The sequence below is a fragment of the Mycolicibacterium llatzerense genome (genome assembly GCF_025331195.1).
In the GTDB taxonomy this organism is placed as follows: Bacteria; Actinomycetota; Actinomycetes; order Mycobacteriales; family Mycobacteriaceae; genus Mycobacterium; species Mycobacterium llatzerense.
In genome coordinates this window covers 1,667,276-1,678,324 of the sequence record NZ_LXOV01000001.1, presented here as the reverse complement: position 1 = coordinate 1,678,324, position 11,049 = coordinate 1,667,276, and the positions used below count along the sequence as shown (strand labels likewise).

The window sequence follows — 11,049 nt, the reverse complement described above, 5'->3', positions numbered from 1 at the left end:
CCCTAACCCTGAAATACCGAATTACTCCCGATCCGACGAACGATCAGAGCCGCTGCCCCACCGCCAGTCGGTCGCGCAAGCTCTTCGGCCGAATGTCGGTCCACTCCCGCTCGATGTACTCCAGGCATGAGGCGCGATCGGCCTCGCCAAAGACCACTCGCCAACCCGCCGGGACATCAGCAAACGTCGGCCACAGACTGTGCTGCTCTTCGTCGTTGACCAGCACGAAGAAAGATCCATTGTCGTCATCGAACGGGTTGGTGCTCATGGTGCTCCCAAAAGAATTGACGCTCAAGATAATTGGGCTTTGCTATTTCCGCGCCGCCCGTGGGCGAATGCTACATGCCCACGCTATGTCTACAAACGGGCGTCAATAAACTGGCCCCGGCGCGCCGCGATCGAGCAATCCGTCCGAAATCACCGATGCTGTAACGAATTTCGCGACATTCTTTGCCTGATGCCAATGACGGTACCGACTTCGCTGGCCGTCCCACCCAATTGGCATTTCCGACAGTTAGCTGATTCCGTCGAAACGGTATTCAGGCGGGAAAAGTGCCAGTGGACGCCTGGCGAAACGCGGTTTCGGCGGGAGGCGAGTTAAACCATGGCGCGGCGGCCGGCCAGGGCCCGGCCGAGCGTCAGCTCATCGGCGAACTCGAGGTCGCCACCCATCGGTAGACCCGACGCGATGCGCGTCACCGATAGCCCCGGAATGTCCCGCAGCATGCGCACCAGGTACGTGGCAGTGGCCTCGCCCTCGGTGTTGGGGTCGGTCGCGATGATCACCTCGACGATGTCCACACCGTCGACCCGCTGCCCAATCCTGTTGAGCAGCTCACGAATTCGCAATTGATCCGGCCCGACCCCGGACAACGGATCCAGCGCCCCACCCAGGACGTGGTAACGCCCGCGGAATTCGCGGGTGCGCTCCACCGCCTGTACGTCCTTGGGCTCCTCGACGACACACACCAACGTGCCGTCGCGGCGCGGGTCGCTGCAGATGCGGCACCGGTCGTCATCGGACACGTTGCCGCACACCGCACAGAACTTGACGCCGTCGCGCACCCGGTTCAGCACTGCGGTCAGCCGGTCGATCTCCGGCGGCTCGACCGACAACATGTGGAACGCGATGCGCTGGGCACTCTTCGGACCGATACCCGGCAGCTTGCCGAGCTCGTCGATCAAATCCTGTACGGGTCCTTCAAACACATCAGAACCCGGGCAGGCCCATGCCCTGCATGCCGCCGGCCAGCGGGCCGAGGCGCTGCTGCGCCATCAGCGTCACCTGCTCGGAGGCGTCGCCAAGGGCACCCACGATGAGGTCCTGCAGCGTCTCGATGTCATCGGGATCGACGACCTTCGGGTCGATGGTGAGCGCGGTGATCTCACCGCTGCCCATCATGGTGACCTTGACCAGACCACCGCCGGCCTGGCCGACCACCGACGAGGTGGCCAGCGATTCCTGCGCCGCCATGAGCTGCTGCTGCATCTGCTGCGCCTGCGCAAGCAGCGCGGACATATCAGGCTGGCCACCGGGTTGCATGGTGATCCCCTCAGATTTCGATGATCGGGTTTACGCGCCAGCCTAGTCGCCCGACAGAAAGTCGGGCGACCGACTGGCCGCGAAAAGAATCTCCGTGCGCCGAAGGCTCAGCCTTCGGTATCTGACCGAAGGCTCAGCCTTCGATGACCTTCTTCAGGTTGCCCAACACCTCGTCCTGGATCTTGCGCAGGCCCAGCGGGGCGAAGGTCTTCTCGAAGAAGCCGCCGATACCGCCGGCACCCTGCCACGCGGTCTTGACGGTGACGGTCGAGCCGGTGCCCGCCGGGGCGACGGTCCAGGTGGTCACCATCGACGAGTTGGCGTCCTTCTCGATGACGCTCTTGCCCGCGACGTCGACCGTGGCCTTCACCTCACGCGAACGCTTCTTGGTGGCCTGCAGCTTCCAGGTGGCGACGGTGCCGGCACCCTGTCCGCCTTCGAGCACCTGGTACCCGCTGTAGTTCGACGAGAGGATCTTCGGGCGCACCGTCTGGTAGTCGGAGACCGCAGCCAGCACCTTCTCCGGCTCGGCGAGAATCAACACGGTGCTGGACGCACTGACCTGTCCCATCAGGCAAAACTCCTGTTCGTATGGCATCACTGTGCGGTCGCGAGGACCGCTGTCTCGGACTAGCGTATAGGTGTGACAGCTGTCACGACCGACGCGCAGGCCGCCCACGAGGCGGCCGTTCAGCGACTGCTGGACAGCTACCGCGCCATCCCGCGGGGCAAGACGGTGCGGTTGGCGAAGCCGACATCGAACCTGTTCCGGGCGCGGGCGCGCACCAAGACCAAGGGTCTGGACGTCACCGGGCTCGACGGCGTGCTCGCCGTCGACACCGAGTCCCGCACCGCGGACGTCCAGGGCATGTGCACCTACGAGACGCTGGTGGCGGCGACGCTGCCGTTCGGCCTGGCACCGTTGGTCGTGCCGCAACTCAAGACCATCACCCTCGGTGGCGCGGTGACGGGGCTGGGCATCGAGTCGACGTCGTTCCGCAACGGCCTGCCGCACGAGTCCGTGCTGGAGCTGGACATCCTCACCGGCGCCGGTGAGCTGGTCACCGCATCCCCGGACACCCACTCGGATCTTTTCTATGCCTTCCCGAATTCCTATGGAACGCTCGGCTATTCGGTGCGGCTGCGCATCGAACTGGAACCGGTGCGGCCGTTCGTCAAGCTGAGGCACCTGCGCTTTCACCGTGTGGCCGACCTGGTCGACGCACTGCAGCGCATCCTCGACACCGGCGGATATGACGGCGTCCAGGTCGACTATCTCGACGGCGTCGTGTTCGGCCCCGACGAAAGCTACCTGTGCCTGGGGATGAAGACCGGAACCGACGGCCCGGTCAGCGATTACACCGGCCAGCACATCTTCTACCGCTCCATCCAGCACGACTCCGGCGAGCGGCACGACCGGCTGACCACCGGCGACTATCTCTGGCGCTGGGACACCGACTGGTTCTGGTGCTCCGAGGCGTTCGGCGCGCAACGTCCGCTCGTGCGGCGGCTGTGGCCCCGCCGGTACCGGCGCAGCAGCGTCTACTGGAAGCTCGTCGGTCTGGACCAGCGATTCCACATCGCCGACCGCATCGAGCGGCACAGCATCCTTGCCCCGGATCAGCCCCTGCGCGAGCGGGTGGTGCAGGACGTCGAGGTGCCGGTCGAGCGCGTCGTCGACTTTCTCGAGTGGTTCCTGGCGCACGTGCCCATCACCCCGATCTGGTTGTGTCCGTTGCGGTTACGCGGCGACACTCGTTGGCCCCTGTATCCGATCGAGCCCCACCGCAGCTACGTCAACCTCGGGTTCTGGTCATCGGTCCCGGCCGGACGGGTGGCCGGCGAGACGAACCGGCTGATCGAGGACAAGGTCGACGAGTGCGGCGGCCACAAATCCCTGTACTCCGAGTCGTTCTACTCGCCCGAGGATTTCGACCGGCGCTATGGCGGTGCGGAGTACCAGAAGGTCAAGGACGTTTACGACCCCGAATCGCGGCTATTAGGTCTCTATGCGAAGGCGGTACAACGGCGATGACGACAACTGACGACCGCGGCACGACCGACGGCAAGCTGACCTTGGCCGAGGTGCTGGAGAGCTTCTCGAGCGGTCGGCTGCCCCTGAAATTCGAAGCGTACGACGGCAGTTCGGCCGGCCCCGAGGACGCCGAACTGGGACTGAATCTGCTCACGCCACGCGGCACCACGTACCTGGCGACCGCACCCGGCGACCTGGGCCTGGCGCGCGCCTACGTCGCGGGTGACCTCGCGGCCCTCGGCGTCCATCCGGGCGATCCGTACGAGCTCATCAAAGCCCTGGGCGACAAGGTGGAGTTCAAGCGTCCGCCGCTGCGGGTGCTGGCGAACATCGTGCGGTCCATCGGATTCGAACACCTGCTGCCCATCGCCCCACCGCCGCAGGAGGCCCTGCCGAAATGGCGCCGGATGGCAGAAGGGCTGCGGCACAGCCGAATCCGGGACGCCGAGGCCATCCACCACCACTACGACGTGTCGAACGCCTTCTATGAGCGGGTGCTCGGCCCGTCGATGACGTACACGTGCGCCTGCTACCCGCACCCGGACGCCACGCTCGAGGAAGCCCAGGAGAACAAGTACCGGCTGGTGTTCGACAAGCTGCGGTTGCAGCCCGGCGACCGGCTGCTCGACGTCGGCTGCGGCTGGGGCGGCATGGTCCGGTACGCCGCCCGCCACGGTGTCCACGCCATCGGGGTGACGCTGTCCGCGGAGCAGGCCGACTGGGCCCAGCGCGCCATCGCCGACGAGGGCCTGTCCGACCTCGCCCGCGTCCTGCACGGCGACTACCGCGACGTGCGGGAGGGGCGCTTCGACGCGGTGTCCTCGATCGGCCTGACCGAGCACATCGGCGTCGCCAACTACCCGGCGTACTTCCGGTTCCTGCGCGACCGGCTGCGCCCCGGTGGGCTGTTGCTCAACCACTGCATCACCCGGCCGCACAACCACGCCGGCAGCATCGGCGGATTCATCGACCGCTACGTCTTCCCCGACGGGGAACTCACCGGCTCGGGCCACATCATCGCCACGGCCCAGGACGCCGGGCTGGAGGTGCTGCACGAGGAGAACCTGCGCCAGCACTACGCCCTGACGCTGCGCGACTGGTGCGCCAACCTGGTGCGGAACTGGGACGACGCGGTCGCCGAGGTCGGCCTGGCCACAGCCAAGGTCTGGGGCATGTACATGGCCGGTTCACGCGTGGGCTTCGAGACCAATGTGGTTCAGCTGCACCAGGTTCTGGCCGTCAAGCTCGACGAGCACGGCGCCGACGGCGGGCTGCCGCTGCGGCCGTGGTGGACGCCCTGACTACTCCCCGATCGGCCGGGCGCCCAACTCGCTCTTGAGCAGTTCCAGCGCCACCTCTTCGGGGTCGCGCCGTGGCACGTCCGTGCCGCGGTCGTTGGCGGCCTCGGCCAGCATGTCCTCTTCTTCGGCGCGCTCCACGGCCGCCTGCTGCTCGGGCGTCGGGGCCGCAGCGCGTGGCGCCGACGCGGCAGGGGCGGCCCCCACCGCACCCGCGGGCGCGGCACCGGCGTCGCACCGCACCCGCCAGTTCACCCCGAGCGCGTCCTTGAGCGCCTCGCGGATGACGTCCGCGTTGTGCTGCTCGCTGAGTCGTTTCGCCAACGGTGGGGCCGGGTGTGCCAGCACCAGGGTGTCGCCCTCGATGCCGCGGACCGTCGCCTCCATCAGCATGGCTTCCAGCGAGCGGCTGCGGGCACGGACCTTCTCGCGCACCGTCGTCCACATGGCCCGCACCGCGGCCGCATCGGGCTCACCGGGCGTCCCCGCGGCAGCCGCGGCCGGCTGCTCGGGCGCCGGGGCTGCCGGTTCGGCCGCCGGCGGCGCGACGGGTTCCGGTGATGTTTCACGTTGAACCGGCGCAGGTTCGGGTGCCGGACGTGGCTCGGGCCGGGGAGCGGGCGGCGCCGGGGGTGCCGGAGCAGGCTCTGGTTCCGGCGCCGAAACCGACGGCGACGCTTGACTTCTCCGCATGAACTGCCGATTGCTCGCCGCGGCAGCTGCGGCCGACGGAGCAGGCGGGGCGTCCGCGAACGACTCGGCAACCGGCGCCGCAACCGGGGTCGGTGCCGCCACGGGCGCTTGCCGCGGCGCGGCAGCGACCCCGCCCTCAGACGCCGGGATCGAGACGTTCATCCGCGTCTCGATGCGCTCGATCCGTTGCAGCAGAGCGGCTTCGGTGTCGCTGGCCGACGGCAGCAGCAGCCGGGCACACACCACTTCGAGCAGCAGCCGGGGTGCCGTCGCGCCCCGCATCTCCCCCAGCCCAGCGTGCATCACCTCGGCGTAGCGGGTCAGCGTGGCGGTGCCGATCTGGGCGGCCTGGTCCCGCATGCGCTCCATGATGTCCTCGGGGGCGTCAACCACACCGCGGGCCGCCGCGTCCGGAACTATTTGCAGCACAATCAAATCCCGGAAGCGCTCCAGGAGATCGGTACCGAACCGCCGCGGATCGTGGCCGGCGTCGATCACCGACTCCACGGCCCCGAAGAGCGCCGCACCGTCGCCGGCGGCCAGCGCGTCGACGGCCCGGTCGATCAGCGCCATGTCGGTGGCACCCAGCAGCGACAGCGCCCGCTGATAGACGACGCGATTCTCCTCGGCACCGGCCAGCAGCTGGTCGAGCACCGACAACGTGTCGCGGGGCGAACCGCCGCCCGCGCGGATGACCAAGGGGTAGACCGCGTCGTCGACCTGTACGTCTTCTTGCGCGCAGATCTTCTCGAGCAGGCCGCGCATGGTCTTCGGCGGCAGCAGCCGGAACGGGTAGTGGTGGGTACGCGACCGGATGGTCGGCAGCACCTTCTCCGGCTCCGTGGTGGCGAACACGAAGATCAGGTGCTCCGGCGGCTCCTCGACGATCTTGAGCAGCGCGTTGAAACCGGCATTGGTCACCATGTGCGCTTCGTCGATGATGAAGATGCGGTAGCGCGACTGCGCCGGCGCGTAGAACGCCCGGTCCCGGAGTTCACGGGTGTCGTCGACGCCACCGTGGCTGGCCGCGTCGAGCTCGACGACGTCGATGTTGCCCGGCCCGTTGGGCGCCAGCGCCACGCACGAATGGCACTCGCCGCAGGGGTTGGCCGTCGGGCCCTGTTCGCAGTTCAGCGAGCGGGCCAGGATGCGCGCCGACGACGTCTTACCGCAGCCGCGCGGCCCGGAGAACAGGTAGGCGTGGTTGATCCGGCCCGCTTCCAGCGCGTTGCACAGTGGCTCGGTGACATGCTCCTGCCCGACAACCTCAGCGAAACTTGCCGGTCGGTACTTGCGGTAGAGAGCCACGGGAGAAGGCTACCGAGCGGGTCCGACTGATGCTCTGCTGCCCGTTGACTGCGAATCCACGCACCCCGTCACTCGCGGACAGCGCGTGCGAAGAGCCGATCGGCCACACTGGCCGGCATGGCACTCTTCGGACGCTCAGGTGATGTTTCGTATGACGATCTGCTGAACCGGATCGCCGATCTGGAGCGCCGGGTCGCGACCTTGGAACGTGCCGGCCACGGCGGCAGCGTGAGTCCGCCTCCGCCGGCCGGACCGCAGCCGTCCGGAGGCGCGGGAGTGAGCCAGGAAGTCTGGCGGCTGGCGGCCTCCGGGCAGAAGATCCAGGCCATCAAACGTCTGCGCGAGGAGACCGGGATGGGCCTGAAAGAAGCCAAGGACGTCGTCGACCGGCTATAGCCGGCTACCAACCGGCCACAGCCTCCGCGAACCTGACCTGGTGGCGGAAAAACCGCCCGCAAATCGCCGTGCAGTCAGGGTCGCCGAGCCCGACCATCACAACTCAATTGACCCTGCGCCTGCACACACCGCTACTCGAACGATTGCGCCCTGGATGCAGGATCAACTCCAACTCAGCGCGAAGAACCGTTGACCCTGACGTGGCGGCGCACCCCACTCGCACAATTGCGCCCTGAGTACAGGGTCAACGCGGAAGCCACGTCACCGACAAGGACCTCAGTCCTTCAGCAGCACCTCGGTCGCAGCCAGCAGCGCGCACGTCGCCAGCCCGTCGATGGCGACCCGCAGGTCGGGCAGGGACGGGAAGGTCGGTGCGATCCGGATGTTCTTGTCCTCCGGGTCCTTCTTGTACGGGAACGACGCGCCGGCCGCGGTCACCGCGATACCGGCGTCCTTGGCCAGGGCCACGGTCCGCTTCGCGGTGCCCGGCCACACATCCAGGCTGACGAAGTAGCCGCCCTTGGGGTCGGTCCACGATGCGATCTTCGACTCGCTGAGCCGGTCGTCGAGAATCTCGGCGACCGCCGCGAACTTCGGCGCCATCAGCGCCTGGTGGCGCTGCATGTGCAGGCGCACGCCGTCGGCGTCGCCGAAGAACCGGACATGCCGCAACTGGTTGATCTTGTCCGGGCCGATGGTCTTCTTCTCGGCGTGCTGCAGGTACCACGCGATGTTGCCGAGCGAGCCGCCGAAGAAGCTGACCCCGGCGCCGGCGAAGGTGATCTTGGACGTCGAGGCGAACACGTACGGCCGGTTCGGGTTGCCCGCGGTGGCGGCCAGGCCGACGACATCGATGTTCGGTACCGATTCGTGTGTCAGCGTGTGCACGGCGTAGGCGTTGTCCCAGAACAGCCGGAAATCCGGTGCCGCCGTTTGCATCTGCACCAGGCGCCGGGTGACCTCCCAGGAGTAGGTGACGCCGGTCGGGTTGCCGAAGACCGGGACGCACCACATGCCCTTGATCGCCGGGTCGGCCGCGACCAGTTCCTCGATGAGGTCGACGTCGGGGCCGTCCTCGAGCATCGGCACCGGGATCATCTCGATGCCGAAGCTCTCGGTGATCGCGAAGTGCCGGTCGTACCCGGGCGACGGGCACAGGAATTTCAGCACGGGTTCTTGGACCCACGGCCGCGTCGAGTCGACGCCGCCGTACAGCAGCGAGAACACGATGACGTCGTGCATCAGCTCCAGGCTGGCGTTGTTGCCGGCGATCAGGTTCGACACCGGCAGGCCGAGCAGTTCACCGAAGATGGCCCGCAGCTCGGGCAGGCCATGGAGGCCGCCGTAGTTGCGGGTGTCGACACCGTCGGCGGACCGGTAGTCCTCGCCGGGCAGGCTCAGCATCGCGTTCGACAGGTCGAGCTGCTCCGCCGCCGGCTTACCGCGGGTCAGGTCGAGCGTCAGGTTGCGGGCCTGCAGTTCAGCGTAATTGCGCTGTTGCAGATCGTGCTGGGCCTGCAATTCGTCACGGCCGAGGGACAGAAACGACACGGCGCGCCTTTCGCATCAGATCGCGAAAACATAGGGGACCCCGCGCACCCGCCAGAGCCCATTGACCCTTGCTGCCTTCCGGCCCTGGGGGAGTTCACAGGATGGACGCCGCGCGGGGTCCGGCCATGAGTGTAGTACCCACCCAGTGGCACGCCGGTAGGGCGTCGGATTCGGGTCGGGTACCCTTGTCGACGGAGGATTCGCCTAGTGGCCTATGGCGCTCGCCTGGAACGCGGGTTGGGTTAACAGCCCTCAGGGGTTCAAATCCCCTATCCTCCGCACTCGGTCCGGGGTGCGACCAGCTGATCAGCAGGTCGCACCCCGGCCGCACATCGAAGCAAAAACCTCAAGGAGCAGCATGCGGCGGCCGGTAGCGATCCTTTGGCACGCGTCGTTCCTGGTGCTCGCCGGGCTGTTGTACTTCTTCTTCGCACTGCCTCGCTGGAATGAGCTGACCGGCGACTGGTCGCACGGCCTCGGTACCTCGATGCGCATCGTGTGCGGCCTGCTCGTCGCGTTGTCGGCACTGCCGGTCCTGTTCACCCGCCAGCGCACCGCCCTGCCCGAGTACGCCACCCCCGAGTTGGCGCAGTCCTTGCGCACCTGGTCGATCGTCCTGCACATCGTGGCCGGCGTCCTGATCATCGGCGCTGCCATCAGCGAGATCTGGCTGACCCTGGATCAGGCCGGCACCTGGCTGTTCGGTATCTACGGCGGCGCGGCCGGCCTGGCCCTGCTCGCCGCCCTGGCGTTCTACCTGGCCTTTGTCGCCGAACTGCCGCCGCCGCCCCCGGCGCCGCTGAAGGTCAAAGAGGGCACGCGCCGCGGCCGCGGCAAGGACGACGCGGCCGGCGATGAAGCCCCCGCCGTCACCGCCGATGCCGACTCCGAGTCCGGCGAAAAGGCCGAGGAAGAGGCCGGCGAAGAGACCACCGCTGAGGCCGACGACGACGCGGCCGAGGCAGCAGAGACCGACGACGCCGGTAACGCCGACGAAGCCGAGTCCGATGAAGCCGCCAAGACGTCCGGCGAAGAGACCGCCGACACCAACGAGGACGAGGCTGACGAAAAGGCGACTGATGACGCCCCCGCCGGTAAGCTGCGCAACCGTCGCTCCGGCAAGGGCTCCGGCTTGTTCGGGCGCGGAGCCTAAGGGCCTACCTTCAGGGCCATCACCTCGCAGTCCGGAGGACAGCACATGGGCGGGTTCCGCTTCTGCGGTCGGTTCGGCACCGCGGTCACCGCGGCAGCTGTTGCCATGGCCACCATCAGCCTTGCCCCGCTCTCCCACGCTGACCCGTCCGCGGCCGACACCGTCGAACCGGCGACCGCACGCGTCGACACCGTCATCAACTACCAGCACGCCATCGGCGCCGGGACCGGCTTCGTGCTGGATTCCAACGGCGCGCTGCTGACAAATTTCCACGTCGTGCAGGGTGCCGACAAGGTGACCGCGACCGTCGGCGGGCGACCGTTCCGCGCGGATCTGGTCGGCTACGACCGGCACCGCGACATCGCGGTGCTGCAGTTGCGCGGCGCAGCCGACCTGCCGGTGGCCTCGCTGGGTGACTCTTCGACGCTGGCTGTCGGCGACGAGGTCGTGGCGCTGGGCAACGCCGACGGCAGCGGCAGCTCACTGACTCACGAGGCCGGCCACATCATCGGGCTGAACCGCACCATCACTGCCAGAGATGAACTGACAGGCAGTTCTGAGCAGGTGACGGGCCTGATCCAGTTCGCGGCCCCGGTCCGGGCCGGTGATTCGGGCGGCCCCTTGGTCTCCACCGACGGCCGGGTGGTCGGGATGACGGTCGCGGCGACGCTGAACTTCCGCATGGGCCCGGGCGGCGAGGGCTTCGCGATCCCGATCAACGAGGCGCTGGCGACAGCCGCGCAGATCCGCGCGGGTACGGCGTCGAACAACATTCACATCGGGCAGCCGACGCTGCTCGGTGTCGGGGTGGGCGGCACCGATGAGCACTCGCAGCTGCCCGGCGTGCTGATCCGCGACGTGATCAGCGGCGGGCCCGCGCAAATCGCCGGGATGGTTCCGGGTGACGTGCTGGTGAGCATCGACGCCGTCACCGTCAGCTCGGCCGGCGCGCTCACCAGCGTGCTGGACCGGCACTACGCGGGTGACGTCGTCGAACTGTTCTGGATCGACCGCGCGGGCCAGCAGCACACCGCCAAGACCACGCTGACGTCCTGACACGCAATTTTCTGGC

General features: G+C 67.8%; 11 protein-coding genes, 1 tRNA gene and 1 other RNA gene. 6 read left to right on the top strand and 7 right to left on the bottom strand.

What is annotated here, in order from left to right; all coding sequences use genetic code 11:
• Positions 1–43: 43 nt before the first annotated feature.
• The 4 genes from A7G45_RS08415 to A7G45_RS08400 all read right to left on the bottom strand — a co-directional run bounded on the left by A7G45_RS08415 (position 44) and on the right by A7G45_RS08400 (position 2,114).
• Positions 44–268, bottom strand: a complete 225-nt coding sequence (locus A7G45_RS08415; RefSeq protein WP_043399539.1) for an MbtH family protein — start codon at positions 266–268, stop codon at positions 44–46.
• A gap of 329 nt (positions 269–597) precedes the next feature.
• Entirely contained in the window at positions 598–1,209 is a 612-nt protein-coding gene (gene recR / locus A7G45_RS08410; protein ID WP_043399537.1) for a recombination mediator RecR, read from the bottom strand.
• Position 1,210: 1 nt separating this feature from the next.
• Positions 1,211–1,543 carry a YbaB/EbfC family nucleoid-associated protein gene (locus A7G45_RS08405; protein WP_029119043.1) on the bottom strand — a complete coding sequence of 111 codons (333 nt, stop codon included), beginning with the start codon at positions 1,541–1,543 and terminating at the stop codon, positions 1,211–1,213.
• A 133-nt stretch (positions 1,544–1,676) separates the two neighbouring features.
• Entirely contained in the window at positions 1,677–2,114 is a 438-nt protein-coding gene (locus A7G45_RS08400) for an SRPBCC family protein (protein WP_043399530.1), read from the bottom strand.
• Between the two features lie 72 nt (positions 2,115–2,186).
• Here A7G45_RS08400 and A7G45_RS08395 point away from each other — a divergent pair, with 72 nt between their 5' ends.
• The gene (locus tag A7G45_RS08395) at positions 2,187–3,578 is read left to right on the top strand and encodes an FAD-binding oxidoreductase (RefSeq protein ID WP_260935706.1); all 1,392 of its coding nucleotides are present in this window, start codon (positions 2,187–2,189) and stop codon (positions 3,576–3,578) included.
• Entirely contained in the window at positions 3,575–4,879 is a 1,305-nt protein-coding gene (locus tag A7G45_RS08390) for a class I SAM-dependent methyltransferase (RefSeq protein ID WP_260935703.1), read from the top strand. The genes A7G45_RS08395 and A7G45_RS08390 overlap by 4 nt, the downstream gene beginning before the upstream one ends.
• Here A7G45_RS08390 and A7G45_RS08385 read toward each other — a convergent pair whose 3' ends face one another.
• The gene (locus tag A7G45_RS08385; protein WP_260935701.1) at positions 4,880–6,877 is read right to left on the bottom strand and encodes a DNA polymerase III subunits gamma/tau; all 1,998 of its coding nucleotides are present in this window, start codon (positions 6,875–6,877) and stop codon (positions 4,880–4,882) included.
• 117 nt (positions 6,878–6,994) lie between these two features.
• Between A7G45_RS08385 and A7G45_RS08380 the strand changes: the two genes are divergently transcribed.
• Complete coding sequence (locus A7G45_RS08380; protein ID WP_260935698.1) at positions 6,995–7,273, top strand: ribosomal protein L7/L12; 279 nt, start codon at positions 6,995–6,997, stop codon at positions 7,271–7,273.
• A 276-nt stretch (positions 7,274–7,549) separates the two neighbouring features.
• Here the strand turns inward: A7G45_RS08380 and A7G45_RS08375 are convergent, their stop codons facing one another.
• Together A7G45_RS08375 and ffs are read right to left on the bottom strand one after the other, a co-directional pair.
• Positions 7,550–8,824 carry an aspartate aminotransferase type Ic gene (locus tag A7G45_RS08375; RefSeq protein ID WP_260935694.1) on the bottom strand — a complete coding sequence of 425 codons (1,275 nt, stop codon included), beginning with the start codon at positions 8,822–8,824 and terminating at the stop codon, positions 7,550–7,552.
• A gap of 28 nt (positions 8,825–8,852) precedes the next feature.
• Positions 8,853–8,949, bottom strand: an RNA gene (gene ffs / locus A7G45_RS08370) — signal recognition particle sRNA small type.
• 68 nt (positions 8,950–9,017) lie between these two features.
• On the opposite strand from ffs, the gene A7G45_RS08365 reads away from it, so the two are divergent.
• The 3 genes from A7G45_RS08365 (at position 9,018) to A7G45_RS08355 (ending at position 11,033) form a co-directional block, all read left to right on the top strand.
• A tRNA-Ser gene (locus A7G45_RS08365) sits at positions 9,018–9,103 on the top strand.
• A 79-nt stretch (positions 9,104–9,182) separates the two neighbouring features.
• Positions 9,183–9,977 (top strand): lipid uptake coordinator LucA, encoded by a 795-nt coding sequence (locus A7G45_RS08360; protein WP_260935691.1) that lies wholly within the window; start codon positions 9,183–9,185, stop codon positions 9,975–9,977.
• A 45-nt stretch (positions 9,978–10,022) separates the two neighbouring features.
• Complete coding sequence (locus A7G45_RS08355; RefSeq protein WP_260935689.1) at positions 10,023–11,033, top strand: S1C family serine protease; 1,011 nt, start codon at positions 10,023–10,025, stop codon at positions 11,031–11,033.
• Positions 11,034–11,049: the final 16 nt, after the last annotated feature.